We start from the raw sequence: 13,681 nt of genomic DNA, 5'->3' as shown, positions 1-13,681 counted from the left end.
GAAGGGGCACCCCCGCCTCATGAACCACGCGCGCGGCGCGATCAGTTGTGGCCGAACTTCTTCTGCTGCTTGCGCGTGTGCTGGGTCGCGGACGGCATCACGCGCTCCTCGGCGATCGTGGCGGCGGAGCCGCGCTCGGGGGCCTCCGCGGCCGACTCCGAGCGGCGGTCGCGCTGGTCGCGCTGCTGCTGGCGGTTCTGGTTGCGGTTCTTAGCCACGATCGTGCCTTCCTAGTGGGGGGATTGTTGGCCGATGGGGGCCGAGATCAGAGTTGCACGGGAGGACGAAGCGCGCATTTCGGGCAGTTGGGGAAGTGCCGAGTGCCGGACCGTGAAAGATCGCCACGCCGAAGATCGCGTTCGGAGTCATAAACCCCCGCCCGTTCGGGCACACTCGGGAGGAACTCAGGGGGCGTCCGAGCCGGGGGGCGATCGGAAGAGGTGCATGATGGACCGCTGCGTCGTCCTGGTGGACGCCGGCTACCTGCTGGGCGCAGCGGCGAGCCTGCTCGCGGGTGAACCGTCCCGCTCCCGCATCATCGTCGACCACACCGCCGTGGTCGCCGGCCTGCGCGAACGCGCCGAACGGGAGACGGGCCAGCCGCTGCTGCGGATCTACTGGTTCGACGGAGCCCCCGACCGGGTTCCGCAACCCGAGCACCGCCGGCTGCGGGTGATGCCGAGGGTCACCGTACGGCTCGGCGCCCTCACCCGAACGGACGGCAGGTGGGCGCAGAAGGGCGTCGACGCGGCCATGCACGCCGAGCTGTCCGAGCTCGCCCGCAACCGGGCCTGCTCCGACATCGTGCTCGTCACCGGGGACGGCGACCTGCTGCCCGGGATGATGTCGGCCAAGGAGCACGGCGTCGCCGTCCACCTGTGGGCCGTGCAGGCCGCGGACGGCGACTACAACCAGTCCGAGGACCTGGTGGCCGAGGCCGACGAACGGCGGGTGCTGGACCGGGCCTGGATCACCGCCGCGATCAGCGCCCGGGAGCTGCCGGGGGCCTGCGCCCCGCACGAGCCGAAGCCGGAGATCGCGGCGATCCTCTCCGCCCCGCTGCCCGAACCGGCCGCGGCCGACCGCCCGGCCGCGCCCGACCGTCCCGCCGCGCCCGACCGCCAGGCCGAGCCCGACCGCGGCGACGGCACGGAGCAGCGGGAGCCCGCCGAGCCCGAACCGCACCCCGGCAAGGGGGTGCCCACCCCGAAGGACCTGGCCGACCTCGGCCGCAACCACGCGGTGCCGCCGCCCTCGCCGCCGCCCGCGCCGAGCACCCTGCGGTGGTCCTCCGACAAGGGGTGGAGCGACCGGCCCGGCGCCGACCAGGACGATGTCAGCGGGCTGCCGACGCTGGCCCAGGTCACCACGGCCGAGCAGCGCTGGGCCGACCGCGAGGCCGACATCACGGCCGTCAGCGGGGACCCGTTCGAGGTGGGACAGGTCTTCGCCCGCCGCTGGATCGCCCGGGTCGGCGACTCCGGCCTGCGCCAGCAGCTGTCGGCCCACTACCCGCGGGTGCCGCACCGGATCGACGGCGAGCTGCTGCGGTACGCCGCCCGTTTCGGGCTGCTGGCGCACAAGGACGACCAGATCGACGAGGACGACCGCTACGCCATCCGGGCGGGGTTCTGGCGGGAGTTCAGCTCGGCCCTCTCCGCCGACTGACCCCGGCCGGAAGCCGTGGGAGTCCGCGGGGGAGTCCGGCCGTGGCGGGGCCGGTGGCCGGGTCGGCTCGGGCCCCGGGCCTGCCGCGTACCGGCCGGCCCCGTCGCCGGGCCGCGCCCGCCCCCGCCGGAACCCGCCGGGAGCCCCGCCCGGAACCGCCGGAACCCGCCGTGCCGGACCGCCCGAACGGTCCGTCCCGCGGGCCCGCCCCCGGCCGTGCCCGGAGCAGGCGGGGCCAGCCGGGGAGAGCCAGGCAGGAGGGGTACTCTCAGGGGCTGTGAGTACGGGTAGAGAGGGAAGCGCGGCAACCGCCTGCCGCGTCCGCGGCCTCGTCCGCGCCTACCCCGCCACCCGCGGCCGACGCGGCGCCGGCACCCCGGCGGTCCGCGCCAACGACGGCATCGACCTCGATATCCGCGCCGGCGAGCTCTTCGGCATCCTCGGCCCCAACGGCGCCGGCAAGAGCACCCTGGTCCGCCAGCTCACCGGCCTGCTCCGCCCGGACGCCGGCACCATCGAGCTGCTCGGCCACGACCTCGTCCGCCACCCGGAGCGGGCCGCCCGGCTCATCGGCTACCTCGGCCAGGAGTCCACCGCGCTGGACGAGCTGACCGTCGCCCTCGCCGCCGAGACCACCGGCCTGCTGCGCGGCCTGGACCGGGCCGCCGCCCGCGCCGCCCGCGACGACGTCCTCGACGAGCTGGGCCTGGCCCCCATCGCCGGCCGCCCCCTCAAGCGCCTGTCCGGCGGCCAGCGCCGCCTCGCCTGCTTCGCCGCCGCGCTGACCGGCCCGCGACCGGTGCTCATCCTCGACGAGCCCACCACTGGCATGGACCCGGTGGCCCGCCGCGCGGTGTGGGCCGCCGTCGACCGCCGCCGGGCCGAACAGGGCGCCACCGTCATCCTGGTCACCCACAACGTCATCGAGGCCGAGACCGTGCTGGACCGGGTCGCCGTCCTCGACCGGGGCCGGGTGATCGCCTGCGACACCCCCGTCGGCCTGCGCGCCCTCGTCGCGGACGAGGTGCGGCTGGACCTGGTCTGGCGCGACGAGCCGCCGACCCACCTGCCGGGCATCGCCGCGCTGCGCCCCGACGCCGAGGTCTCCGGGCGCCGCTGGACGCTGCGGCTGCCGCAGGACCGGGCCCGCGCCGCCGTCGCCGAGGTCACCGGCGGCCCGGCCTTCGCCGCGCTGGACGACTTCACGCTGGCGACGCCCAGCCTGGAGGACGTCTACCTGGCACTCGGCGGCAGCGGCGAGGGCCTGGTGAAGGTGTGACCCGCGCGCTCCGCCGGAGCGGCGCCCCCGAGGGCGGTCCGCCCCCGCCCCGCGGTCCGCCCTCGTGCCCGCCACCGTTCCGGTGCCGGCCGGCGGGCCCCCGCGTACGCTGGCGGGGCCGGCATCCCCGGCGCGGACGGCCGGCGCGACCACGGCCGGGACGACCACGACGGGCGCGACCACGGCCGGGACGACCGGCACGGCCACCACGAGGACGACGGGCACAGCAGCCACCATGACCACTGCGAGCACCGCGGGGACCACCGCGAGCGCCGTCGGCGCCGCCGCCCCGACCGCGCCGGCGGCCGGCGCGCACCCCGGCCCGGCCCCGTCGTTCCCGGACCCGGCCGGCCTGTCCGGCCCGTCCGGTCCCGCGAGCCCGTCCGGTCCGGCGGCCCTCGCACCCCGCGCCCGCCTGCGGCCCGCCCTCGGCGCCGTCTACCGGGCGCAGCTCTCCCGGGCCCGGGTGGCCCGCATCCCGCTGCTGTTCGTGGCGACGTTCCAGTCGATCGGCATCATGGTGATGCTGCGCGGTGTGGTGCACGCCGGCGACGGGGAGGCCGCCCGCGCCGTCGTGGCCGGCTCCAGCGTGCTGGTCGTCGCCTTCGTCGCGCTCAACCTGCTCTCCCAGTACTTCGGCCAGCTGCGCGCCTCCGGAGGCCTGGACCACTACGCGACGCTGCCGGTGCCGCCGGCGGCCGTCGTCCTCGGCGCGGCCGGCGCCTACGCGTCCTTCACCGTGCCCGGCACGGTGGTCACGGCCGTCACCGGGTGCGTGCTGTTCCACCTCTCGGTCGCCAACCTGTGGGTGCTCGCGCTCGTGGTGCCGCTGGCCGGCGCGGCCATGTCCGGCCTGGGCGCCGCCATGGGGCTGCTCGCGCCACGCCAGGAGATCGCCACCCTGCTGGGCCAGCTCGGCATGTCCGCCGCGCTGCTGCTCGGCGTCCTCCCGGCCTCCCACATGCCCGCGCCGATCAGCTGGGCCCGGGACGTGCTGCCGTCCACCTACGGCGTCGAGGCGTTCGCCCGTACCTTCGACGGGGGCGGCACGGACTGGGCCGCCGTGGTCGGAGACCTGTCGGTCTGCGCGGCCGTGGGGGTGGCCTCACTCGCCGTCGCCACCTGGGCGTACCGACGGGCCGCCTGCCGCTGAACGGGTCCCCGTCCGGGCCCGATCCCGGGCGGGACCCCGGGCCCGCTCGGGCCTGCCCCGGGGCGCTGTCCGGGGCCCGATCCCGCTCCGATTCCGGTCCGATCCTGGTCCGGACCTGGTCCGATCCCGGTCCGGTTCGCGCCGGCTGCCGTCTCGCGCCCGCAGGCCCCCGGTAGGGCCTTGCCGGTGCCGCGCCTGACAGGGAGACCTGGCACGATGGGCGGGTGACCGCACCCCTGACGCCGCCCGAGCCCTCGCCGCACTCCGGAGCCACGAACGTGCCGCAGTACCCGGCCGCGGGCGCCACGATCTTCCCGGCCCCGCGGGAGGAGCACGCACCGGTCTCCGCGCGCCGGGAGATCCTCCGCGGGCTGCTGGTGTTCGTCCTGGTCGCGGTGGCCGGCGTGGCGCTGGGGCTGCTGTGGCTGTGGCTGTCGCCGCGGGTGCCGCTGGTCTCCGACGGCCAGGCGGTCTACCTCAAGGACACCGAGGGCGAGGAGGCGATCGGCAGCGACGGCACCTTCGTGCTGATCGCGCTGGTGCTGGGCGCGCTCTCGGCCGCGGCCGTCTTCTGGCGGCTTCGCCGCGGCAGCGTGGCCGTGGTGCTCGGGCTGGCGGCGGGCGGCGCGCTCGCGTCGGTGATCGGCTGGCGGATCGGCGTCTGGCTCGGACCGACCACGCACATCGTCGAGCACGCCAAGCAGGTCGGTCCGAAGGTGGTCTTCGACGCCCCGCTCCAGCTGCGGGCCAAGAGCGCGATCGTCGCCTGGCCGGCCGCGGCGATGCTCGTCCACACGGTGCTGACGTACGTGTTCGGCGAGCGTGACGAGGAGCGCGGCGGTGTGCTCGCCGTCGAGAACGGCCGGCAGCCCCAGGGCTGGGCGCCCGGCGCCTACGGGCGGCCCGAGCAGGGCACCACCCCGCCCGGCGGGGAGCAGGCGGCCGGCCAGGACCCGGCCTCCGGCGGGCGGGGCGGAACCGGGCAGCCCGGCACCGGGAGCGCCCCCGGCGGGTCGGGTACGGAGGCCGGGCCGACGCCCCCCGACCTCACCAAGGGACCCCGCGAGCCGGAGGACGGCGGCCCGGGCGGCACGCCCGACGGCGACTGACGGCGACTGCTGGCGACTGACGGCGGGCCGGACGCGGGGGCCGGGCGCCTCCGTACCCGGCCGGGCGCCGCCAACGCGCACTGACCGGCGGCCCGCCGCCGCTGCCACCCGGCGGCCGGCCCGGCAGGCCCGCTGAGCCGCCGGCCCGTTCGCACGGTGCTCCGGCGGCGGACGGCGTGGGCTCCCCGGTCCCCGGGCGCCCCGACTCCGGCCAGCGCACCGGCCGTTGCCGCTGGGGCCCTGCGAACCACCCGCCGGTCGGGCGGGAAGGCCGCGGCGAACGGGCGCGGCCCCTTCACAGCCGGCGTACGGCGCCTCCGACGCCCGCGGCCGGTTCACCGCCGGCCGCCCCGTCCAGCCGCCCCGTCCAGCCGCCGGAGACAACAGCCGGCCGGAGACAGCCGCCGGAGGACGAAGCCGCCTCCCGCCGGTCGCCCGCCGGACCTCCCGTCAGGCCGGGCGGCCCACCGGGGCCGTCACCGCGCGGGTCAGCTCGACCAGTGCCGCCGGGGCGAGTTCCACCTCAAGGCCGCGCTTGCCGGCCGAGACGAAGACCGTGGGGTGCGCGAGAGCCGTGGCGTCCACCACCGTCGGCAGCGCCTTGCGCTGGCCCAGCGGGGAGATGCCGCCGCGCACGTAGCCGGTGGTGCGCTCGGCCGCCGCCGGGTCGGCCATCGCCGCCCGCTTGCCGCCCGCCGCCGTGGCCAGCGCCTTCAGGTCCAGCGAGCCGGAGACGGGCACCACCGCGACGGTCAGCGCCCCGTCGACCTCGGCCACCAGCGTCTTGAACACCCGCCCCTCCACCTCGGCCGGGTCCACGCCCAGTACCGCGCCCAGCGCGGCCGCCGCCTCCAGGCCGTAGGACAGGTCCGAGGCGGCGTCGTGCGCGTAGGCGTGCACGCTGTAGGCCACCCCCGCCCGGTCCAGCGCCACCGTCGCCGGGGTACCGCCCCCGGCCGCCTTGGCCTTGCGCGCCATCTCCGCGCCCTTTCGTCTTCCGCTCCCCGCGGCCCCCGGCCGCCTTCCGTACGTCCTCGGGACGCCCCGGTACACCCCGGGACGCCCTGCGCTCAGGACCCCCACCGCCCCCGGCCGCCCGATCAGGACCGCGCGCCGTGCCTCAGCTCGCGGAGCTCCGCTCGCCGCGCCTCAGTTCACGCAGATCGCCTGCTGCGCCAGCTCGACCGCGGGCAGCGACGGCAGCTTGTCGATCAGCGCCGTCTCCCTGCGCAGCAGCCGCAGCTCCTCCGTGAGCCGGGCCGCCGAGTCGTCGGCCTCCAGCAGCCGCTGCTTGTCCGGCATCTCCATGATCATCGCCGCCGCCACCAGGTACGACATCACCGTCGGGTCGTCCGGGAACTCCTGCGAGGCCAGCGTGCGCTCCCGGGAGCCGGCCAGCTTCTTCTGGTAGGCCCGGAAGGCCCGGGTCACCTCCGGCACCAGCGCCGCGGCGCCCGCGCCCGGCTCGTCCGGCAGCTCCTCGACCTCCCCGGTCAGGTACTCGCCCGAGGCGTCGACCGACAGCAACCGGAAGCGGACCAGCCCGGTCCCCACCATGTCGTACCCGTCCTCGCCGCCCTCCCCGCGCTCGGAGATCCCCGTGGCGTCCGCCACACAGCCGACGCCGTACAGCGCGCCCAGCGGATCGTCGCCGAGCCCGGCGGCCGGACCGGTGTCGCGGCCGTCCTGGCCGGTGGGAGAGACCTCCTGGCCGTTGCGGATCGCCACCACCCCGAACCGCCGCGGCGCGCCCTCCGGCAGCGCCAGCAGGTCCCGGGCGAGGGCGCGGTACCGGTCCTCGAAGACGTTGAGGGGAAGCACCAGCCCCGGGAAGAGCGCCGAACTGAGCGGGAAGAGCGGAAGGCGATCGGTCACAGCCAGCAGCGTAAGGGCATATCGGCCGGGTGCGACGCCGGATGCGGGACACGTTTGCCGGACGGCCCGGCCCGCGCGCCCGCCGCCCGGACCGCCCCGACCCGCCCGGACCGCCCGGAGGCCCTGCCCCGCCCGGCCCGGCCCGAGGTCGCGCCCGCCGCGCCGCCGCCGCGCCGGGCCACGGCAGCCACCAGCAGCGTGTGACGTATCACTGAGTGGAACCGAGCGCCGGTTGCCCGATCCGGGTCTCTACACTTGGCACCGTGATCTCCCGAATCGATCTGCGCGGCGCCGCCTTCCCGGAGGGCGGCATCGACCGCGACCTGCTGCCCCGTGCCGAGTTCGACGTGGAGGCCGCGCTGGAGACGGTGCGGCCCATCTGCGAGGACGTGCGCCATCGCGGCTCGGCGGCGGTCATCGACTACGGGGAGCGGTTCGACGGCGTGCGGCTGGAGCGGCTGCGGGTGCCCGCCCAGGCTCTCAGGGACGCCCTCGCCCAGCTCGACCCGCGGGTCCGCGCCGCCCTGGAGGAGTCCATCCGGCGCGCCCGGGCGGTCCACCGCGACCAGCGCCGCACCGACACCACCACCCGCGTGGTCCCCGGCGGCACCGTCACCGAGCGCTGGGTGCCCGTCCAGCGCGTCGGCCTGTACGTGCCCGGCGGCCTCGCCGCGTACGCGTCCTCCGTGGTGATGAACGTCGTACCCGCCCAGGAGGCGGGCGTCGAGGGCATCGCCGTCGCCTCCCCGGCGCAGAAGGAGAACGGCGGCCTGCCCGCCTCCGCGATCCTCGCCGCCTGCGAGCTGCTCGGCGTCCAGGAGGTCTACGCCGCCGGCGGCGCCCAGGCCATCGCGATGTTCGCCTACGGCACCGACGAGTGCCGCCCGGTGAACCTCGTCACCGGCCCCGGCAACATCTACGTGGCCGCCGCGAAGCGCCTCCTCAAGGGGCGTATCGGCATCGACGCCGAGGCCGGCCCCACCGAGATCGCGATCCTCGCGGACGCCACCGCCGAGCCCGCCTACGTCGCCGCCGACCTGGTCAGCCAGGCCGAGCACGACACGCTCGCCGCAGCCGTCCTGGTCACCACCTCCGTCGAGCTGGCCGACGCCGTCGACCGCGAGCTGGACAAGCAGGTGGGCGCCGCCAAGCACCGGGAGCGGATCACCGCCGCGCTGAGCGGCCGGCAGTCCGCCACCGTCCTCGTGGACACCCTGGAGCAGGGCCTGGCCGTCGTCGACGCCTACGGCGCCGAGCACCTGGAGATCCAGACGGAGGACTCCGCCGGGACCGCCGCCCGGGTGCGCAACGCCGGCGCCGTCTTCGTCGGCCCGCACGCGCCCGTCTCGCTCGGCGACTACTGCGCCGGCTCCAACCACGTGCTGCCCACCGGCGGCTGCGCCTGCCACTCCTCGGGCCTGTCCGTGCAGTCGTTCCTGCGCGGCATCCACGTGATCGACTACGACCGCGACGCCCTCGCCGGGGTCGCCCACCACGTCGTCGCCCTCGCCGAGGCCGAGGACCTGCCCGCTCACGGCACCGCCGTCACCGTCCGCTTCGGGAGCGCCTCGTGACCGCCATCGACGACCTGCCGATCCGCGACGAGCTGCGCGGCCAGTCCCCGTACGGCGCGCCGCAGCTCGACGTGCCGGTCCGGCTGAACACCAACGAGAACCCGTACCCGCTGCCCGAGCCGCTGGTGGCCCGGATCGCGGAACGGGTCGCCGAGGCCGCGCGGAACCTCAACCGCTACCCCGACCGGGACGCCGTCGAGCTGCGCACCCGCCTCGCCGAGTACCTCACCCGCACCGCCGGCCACCGCGTCGGCACCGAGCAGGTGTGGGCGGCCAACGGCTCCAACGAGGTCATCCAGCAGCTGCTGCAGACCTTCGGCGGCCCCGGCCGCACCGCGATCGGCTTCGAGCCCTCGTACTCGATGCACGCGCTGATCTCCCGCGGCACCGGCACCGGCTGGATCTCCGGCCCGCGCAACGACGACTTCACCGTCGACGTCGCCGCCGCCACCCGGGAGATCGCCGAGCGGCGCCCCGACGTGGTCTTCATCTGCTCCCCGAACAACCCGACGGCCACCGCCGTGCCGGCCGGGACCGTGCTCGCGCTGTACGAGGCCGCGCAGGCCGCCCGGCCGTCGATGGTCGTGGTGGACGAGGCGTACGGCGAGTTCTCGCACCAGCCGTCGCTGCTGCCGCTCCTGGAGGGCCGGCCGAACCTCGTCATCACCCGCACGATGTCCAAGGCGTTCGGCGCCGCCGGGCTGCGGCTGGGCTACCTCGCCGCCGACCCGGCCGTGGTCGACGCCGTGCAGCTGGTGCGGCTGCCCTACCACCTCTCCTCGGTCACCCAGGCGACCGCGCTGGCCGCCCTGGAGCACACCGACACCCTCCTCGGCTACGTCGAGCAGCTCAAGGCCGAACGGGACCGGGTGGTCGAGGAGCTGACCGGCTTCGGCTACGAGGTCACCCCGTCCGACGCGAACTTCGTCCAGTTCGGCCGGTTCGCCGACAGCGCGGCCGCCTGGCGCGGCTTCCTCGACCGCGGCGTCCTGATCCGCGACCTCGGCGTCCCCGGCTGGCTGCGGGTGTCGGTCGGCACCCCGGAGGAGAACGCCGCCTTCCTCGACGCGGCCGCCGCGCTCGCCAAGGACCCGGACGTCCTCCTCGACGGCCCGGCCGACCCCGGCAGCACCGGCACCCCCGCACCAGGCAGCACCGCACCAGGCAGTACGAAGGAGTCCGCATGAGCCGCGTCGGCCGCGTGGAGCGCACCACCAAGGAGACATCCACCGTCGTGGAGATCGACCTCGACGGCACCGGGCAGGTCTCCGTGTCGACCGGCGTCGGCTTCTACGACCACATGCTCGACCAGCTCGGCCGGCACGGTCTGTTCGACCTCACCGTGAAGACCGAGGGCGACCTGCACATCGACACCCACCACACGATCGAGGACACCGCGCTCGCCCTGGGCGCGGCGTTCAAGCAGGCCCTCGGCGACAAGGTCGGCATCTACCGGTTCGGCAACTGCACGGTGCCGCTGGACGAGTCGCTGGCCCAGGTGACCGTCGACCTCTCCGGCCGGCCCTACCTCGTGCACACCGAGCCCGAGACCATGGCGCCGATGATCGGCTCGTACGACACCACGATGACCCGGCACATCCTGGAGTCCTTCGTGGCGCAGGCGCAGATCGCCCTGCACGTCCACGTGCCCTACGGCCGCAACGCCCACCACATCGTGGAGTGCCAGTTCAAGGCCCTGGCGCGGGCGCTGCGGTACGCCAGCGAACGCGACCCGAGGGCCGCCGGAATCCTGCCGTCGACGAAGGGCGCGCTGTGAACAAGGGGTCCACCCTCTTCATCCTCCTGGGGCTGTTCCTGGCCGGCGGGGTGTACTCCTTCTGGAAACAGGAGCAGTCCAAGAGCATCATCGCGGTGATCGCGATCGGCTCGGTGATGGCGCTCGCGGCCGGGCTGCTCTCGCTGTGACCCCTGCCCGTCCCGCTGCGACCAGCACCCCGCCCCCGCCGCCGGGCCCGTCCCGGCCGGCCCGCACCGACCGTCCCACCGAGGGCCCGTCCGAGGGATCACCGACATGAGCGGCAGCAAGAGCGTGGTCGTCCTCGACTACGGCTTCGGCAACGTGCGCTCCGCCGAGCGCGCGCTGGCCCGGGCCGGCGCCGAGGTGGAGATCACCGCCGACTACGACCGGGCGATGGCCGCCGACGGACTGCTGGTGCCCGGCGTCGGCGCCTTCGCCGCCTGCATGGAGGGCATCCGCAAGGTCCGCGGCGACTGGATCATCGGGCGCCGGCTGTCCGGCGGGCGCCCGGTCATGGGCATCTGCGTCGGCATGCAGGTGCTCTTCGCCCGCGGCATCGAGCACGGCGTGGAGACCGAGGGCCTCGACGAGTGGCCCGGCACCGTCGGCCCGCTGCGGGCCCCCGTCGTGCCGCACATGGGCTGGAACACCGTCGCCGCGCCCGAGGACTCCAGGCAGTTCGCCGCGCTCGACGCCGACGCGCGGTTCTACTTCGTCCACTCCTACGGGGTGGGCGACTGGGACCTGGAGACGCACAACGCGTCCATCCGCGCCCCGAAGGTCGCCTGGACCACCCACGGCGAGCCGTTCGTCGCCGCCGTGGAGAACGGGGCACTGTGGGCCACACAGTTCCATCCCGAGAAGTCCGGCGACGCGGGCGCGGTCCTGCTGGCCAACTGGCTGGACACGCTCTAGTGCCTCTCCCGGCAGGGTGTGCCCCGCTCGCCGAACTGGCGCGGGCCCTCGCGGCGTCGGCCGAAAGAGCCGCGTAGGCCCACCACGAGGCTTCCCGGCCACCTGGCGAGGGCCCGCGCCAGCGCACCTCGCCACCGGGCAGACCCTGCCGGTCGCGGCACCAGGCCGTCCGGACGCGGCTCCAAGCCGGGGGTTCCGCCTCCCGGCCCCGGTCCGCGCCGCTCCGACGTCTCCACCCGCATCCCGTACCGACCGAACCGACTGAGATCCCGCACCGACCCCGAGGACGCACCCCGATGAGCACGCTCGAACTCCTCCCCGCCGTCGACGTCCGCGACGGCCAGGCCGTCCGCCTCGTACACGGCGAGTCCGGCTCGGAGACGTCCTACGGCGACCCGCTGTCCGCCGCCCTGGCCTGGCAGCAGGCGGGAGCCGAGTGGCTGCACCTGGTCGACCTCGACGCGGCCTTCGGCACCGGCGACAACCGCACCCTCATCGCGGGCGTGGCGCGCAGCATGGACATCAAGGTCGAGCTCTCCGGCGGCATCCGCGACGACGACACCCTCGCCGCGGCCCTCGCCACCGGCTGCACCCGCGTCAACCTCGGCACCGCCGCGCTGGAGAGCCCGGAGTGGGTGGCGAAGGTGATCGGCCAGTACGGCGACCGCATCGCCGTCGGCTTGGACGTGCGCGGCACCACCCTGCGCGGCCGCGGCTGGACCCGCGACGGCGGCGACCTGTACGAGACGCTGGCCCGGCTGGACTCCGAGGGCTGCGCCCGCTACGTGGTCACCGACATCGCCAAGGACGGCACCCTCCAGGGCCCCAACCTGGAGCTGCTGAAGAACGTCTGCGCCGCCACCGACAAGCCCGTCGTGGCCTCCGGCGGCGTCTCCAGCCTCGACGACCTGCGCGCCATCGCCGGTCTGGTCCCCGAGGGTGTGGAAGGGGCCATTGTCGGTAAGGCGCTCTATGCGAAGGCTTTCACTCTTGAAGAGGCCCTGGCGGCCGTGAGGGGATGAATGGCGCGATGACGTCCGGAGCCGAGGTACGGCGGGAACTGTCCGGCACCCCCTGGGAGGAGGCGACCGGCTCGGCCGGCGCGGTCGCCGTCGGCGGCCTGGTCCTGGTCTCGGGCCGGATGCCGGTCCCCGAGGAAGGGGCCGTGGCCGGGGCCGGCGAGCCCTACGAGCAGACCGCGGGCGCCCTGCGCGACGCGGTGGCCGCGCTCGAACCGTTCGGGCTGGCCGCGGAGGACGTGGTCCGCACCCGCGTGTACCTCAGCCACGCCCGGGACGCCGACGAGGCCGGCCGGGCCCACCGCGAGGTCCTCGGCCACGTCCGCCCGGCGCTGACCATGGTCGTGGTGGCCGGCTTCACCGACTCCAGGGTGCTGGTGGAGGTCGAGATCGAGGCCCACGCGGGCGGCCGTGACGCCCGGGTGCACACCGCTCCCGCCGCGTCCGACGCCGCGGACTCCGACCAGTCGGACCAGCACACCCAGCCAGACCAGCCCGCAGCCGCCTCAGATCCAGCGGGTCCCGCGGACGCCGCGGATCCCGCAGCGCCAGGAGAGCCAGGAGCCCCCGCATGACCCTCGCAGTCCGAGTCATCCCCTGCCTCGACGTGGACGCCGGGCGGGTGGTCAAGGGCGTCAACTTCGAGAACCTGCGGGACGCCGGCGACCCGGTGGAGCTGGCCAAGCTCTACGACGCGGAAGGCGCCGACGAGCTGACCTTCCTCGACATCACCGCCTCCTCCGGCAACCGCGAGACCACCTACGACGTGGTGCGGCGCACCGCCGAGCAGGTCTTCATCCCGCTGACCGTCGGCGGCGGGGTGCGCAGCGCGGAGGACGTGGACCGGCTGCTGCGGGCCGGCGCCGACAAGGTCGGCGTGAACACCGCGGCCATCGACCGGCCCGAGCTGATCCGGGAGATCGCCGAGCGGTTCGGCCGGCAGGTGCTGGTGCTGTCGGTGGACGCCCGGCGCACCCTGTCCGGCTCGTTCGAGGTCACCACGCACGGCGGCCGGCGCGGCACCGGCATCGACGCGGTGGAGTGGGCGCACCGGGCGGCCGAACTGGGTGCCGGCGAGATCCTGCTCAACTCGATGGACGCCGACGGCACCAAGGACGGCTACGACACCGAGATGATCACCGCGGTCCGCAAGCACGTGACCGTGCCGGTGATCGCCTCCGGCGGCGCGGGGCGCGTCGAGGACTTCGCCCCCGCGGTGGACGCCGGCGCCGACGCGGTGCTGGCCGCGTCCGTCTTCCACTTCGGCGACCTGCGCATCGGCGAGGTCAAGTCGGCGCTGCGCGAGGCCGGCCACCCCGTCCGCTGAGCG

At 75.6% G+C, this 13,681-nt stretch carries 15 protein-coding genes; 12 read left to right on the top strand and 3 right to left on the bottom strand.

Annotation, left to right across the window (positions count from 1 at the left end; translation table 11 throughout):
- Nucleotides 1-41: 41 nt before the first annotated feature.
- Entirely contained in the window at nt 42-218 is a 177-nt protein-coding gene (locus tag BS72_RS36250; RefSeq protein WP_157856134.1) for a hypothetical protein, read from the bottom strand.
- A 229-nt stretch (nt 219-447) separates the two neighbouring features.
- Between BS72_RS36250 and BS72_RS02785 the strand changes: the two genes are divergently transcribed.
- The 4 genes from BS72_RS02785 to BS72_RS02770 all read left to right on the top strand — a co-directional run bounded on the left by BS72_RS02785 (nt 448) and on the right by BS72_RS02770 (nt 5,209).
- On the top strand, nt 448-1,668 hold the full coding sequence (locus BS72_RS02785) for an NYN domain-containing protein (protein ID WP_037906093.1): 1,221 nt from the start codon (nt 448-450) through the stop codon (nt 1,666-1,668).
- A gap of 277 nt (nt 1,669-1,945) precedes the next feature.
- Nucleotides 1,946-2,947, top strand: coding sequence for an ABC transporter ATP-binding protein (locus tag BS72_RS02780; protein ID WP_037906092.1), 1,002 nt, complete (start codon nt 1,946-1,948; stop codon nt 2,945-2,947).
- 235 nt (nt 2,948-3,182) lie between these two features.
- Nucleotides 3,183-4,100: an ABC transporter permease gene (locus tag BS72_RS02775; protein WP_078900963.1), complete on the top strand. Its 918-nt coding sequence runs from the start codon at nt 3,183-3,185 to the stop codon at nt 4,098-4,100.
- 224 nt (nt 4,101-4,324) lie between these two features.
- Nucleotides 4,325-5,209, top strand: coding sequence for a hypothetical protein (locus tag BS72_RS02770; protein WP_063835948.1), 885 nt, complete (start codon nt 4,325-4,327; stop codon nt 5,207-5,209).
- Nucleotides 5,210-5,659: 450 nt separating this feature from the next.
- On the opposite strand, the gene ybaK is transcribed toward BS72_RS02770, so the two are convergent.
- Nucleotides 5,660-6,187 carry a Cys-tRNA(Pro) deacylase gene (ybaK, locus tag BS72_RS02765; RefSeq protein WP_037906091.1) on the bottom strand — a complete coding sequence of 176 codons (528 nt, stop codon included), beginning with the start codon at nt 6,185-6,187 and terminating at the stop codon, nt 5,660-5,662.
- A 171-nt stretch (nt 6,188-6,358) separates the two neighbouring features.
- Nucleotides 6,359-7,084 carry an LON peptidase substrate-binding domain-containing protein gene (locus BS72_RS02760; RefSeq protein WP_037906090.1) on the bottom strand — a complete coding sequence of 242 codons (726 nt, stop codon included), beginning with the start codon at nt 7,082-7,084 and terminating at the stop codon, nt 6,359-6,361.
- Between the two features lie 263 nt (nt 7,085-7,347).
- Between BS72_RS02760 and hisD the strand changes: the two genes are divergently transcribed.
- The 8 genes from hisD to hisF all read left to right on the top strand — a co-directional run bounded on the left by hisD (nt 7,348) and on the right by hisF (nt 13,678).
- A complete protein-coding gene (gene hisD / locus BS72_RS02755; RefSeq protein ID WP_037906089.1) occupies nt 7,348-8,658 on the top strand; it encodes a histidinol dehydrogenase in 1,311 nt (436 codons plus the stop codon).
- Nucleotides 8,655-9,845: a histidinol-phosphate transaminase gene (locus tag BS72_RS02750; RefSeq protein ID WP_078900962.1), complete on the top strand. Its 1,191-nt coding sequence runs from the start codon at nt 8,655-8,657 to the stop codon at nt 9,843-9,845. Before hisD ends, BS72_RS02750 begins: the two co-directional genes overlap by 4 nt.
- Nucleotides 9,842-10,435: an imidazoleglycerol-phosphate dehydratase HisB gene (hisB, locus tag BS72_RS02745; protein ID WP_037906088.1), complete on the top strand. Its 594-nt coding sequence runs from the start codon at nt 9,842-9,844 to the stop codon at nt 10,433-10,435. The genes BS72_RS02750 and hisB overlap by 4 nt, the downstream gene beginning before the upstream one ends.
- Nucleotides 10,432-10,584 carry a hypothetical protein gene (locus BS72_RS37030; RefSeq protein ID WP_037906086.1) on the top strand — a complete coding sequence of 51 codons (153 nt, stop codon included), beginning with the start codon at nt 10,432-10,434 and terminating at the stop codon, nt 10,582-10,584. Before hisB ends, BS72_RS37030 begins: the two co-directional genes overlap by 4 nt.
- Nucleotides 10,585-10,690: 106 nt before the next feature.
- Nucleotides 10,691-11,332, top strand: a complete 642-nt coding sequence (gene hisH / locus BS72_RS02735; RefSeq protein ID WP_037906084.1) for an imidazole glycerol phosphate synthase subunit HisH — start codon at nt 10,691-10,693, stop codon at nt 11,330-11,332.
- A gap of 296 nt (nt 11,333-11,628) precedes the next feature.
- Nucleotides 11,629-12,354, top strand: a complete 726-nt coding sequence (priA, locus tag BS72_RS02730; protein WP_037906082.1) for a bifunctional 1-(5-phosphoribosyl)-5-((5-phosphoribosylamino)methylideneamino)imidazole-4-carboxamide isomerase/phosphoribosylanthranilate isomerase PriA — start codon at nt 11,629-11,631, stop codon at nt 12,352-12,354.
- Between the two features lie 8 nt (nt 12,355-12,362).
- Complete coding sequence (locus BS72_RS02725; protein ID WP_063835947.1) at nt 12,363-12,926, top strand: Rid family hydrolase; 564 nt, start codon at nt 12,363-12,365, stop codon at nt 12,924-12,926.
- Nucleotides 12,923-13,678 (top strand): imidazole glycerol phosphate synthase subunit HisF, encoded by a 756-nt coding sequence (gene hisF / locus BS72_RS02720; protein WP_037906080.1) that lies wholly within the window; start codon nt 12,923-12,925, stop codon nt 13,676-13,678. The genes BS72_RS02725 and hisF overlap by 4 nt, the downstream gene beginning before the upstream one ends.
- Nucleotides 13,679-13,681 lie beyond the last annotated feature (3 nt).

This window comes from Actinacidiphila yeochonensis CN732 (assembly GCF_000745345.1).
GTDB lineage: Bacteria > Actinomycetota > Actinomycetes > Streptomycetales > Streptomycetaceae > Actinacidiphila > Actinacidiphila yeochonensis.
Note: the sequence above shows the minus strand (reverse complement) of the source record. Positions and strands in the feature narration are given on the sequence as shown.

Bases quoted from the DNA above. Each gene is read 5' to 3' on its own strand.
- BS72_RS02785 (WP_037906093.1), top strand. From the start codon at position 448: ATGGACCGCTGCGTCGTCCTGGTGGACGCCGGCTACCTGCTGGGCGCA.
- BS72_RS02775 (WP_078900963.1), top strand. From the start codon at position 3,183: ATGACCACTGCGAGCACCGCGGGGACCACCGCGAGCGCCGTCGGCGCC.
- ybaK (WP_037906091.1), bottom strand. From the start codon at position 6,187: ATGGCGCGCAAGGCCAAGGCGGCCGGGGGCGGTACCCCGGCGACGGTG.
- hisB (WP_037906088.1), top strand. From the start codon at position 9,842: ATGAGCCGCGTCGGCCGCGTGGAGCGCACCACCAAGGAGACATCCACC.
- hisH (WP_037906084.1), top strand. From the start codon at position 10,691: ATGAGCGGCAGCAAGAGCGTGGTCGTCCTCGACTACGGCTTCGGCAAC.
- priA (WP_037906082.1), top strand. From the start codon at position 11,629: ATGAGCACGCTCGAACTCCTCCCCGCCGTCGACGTCCGCGACGGCCAG.
- BS72_RS02725 (WP_063835947.1), top strand. From the start codon at position 12,363: ATGACGTCCGGAGCCGAGGTACGGCGGGAACTGTCCGGCACCCCCTGG.
- hisF (WP_037906080.1), top strand. From the start codon at position 12,923: ATGACCCTCGCAGTCCGAGTCATCCCCTGCCTCGACGTGGACGCCGGG.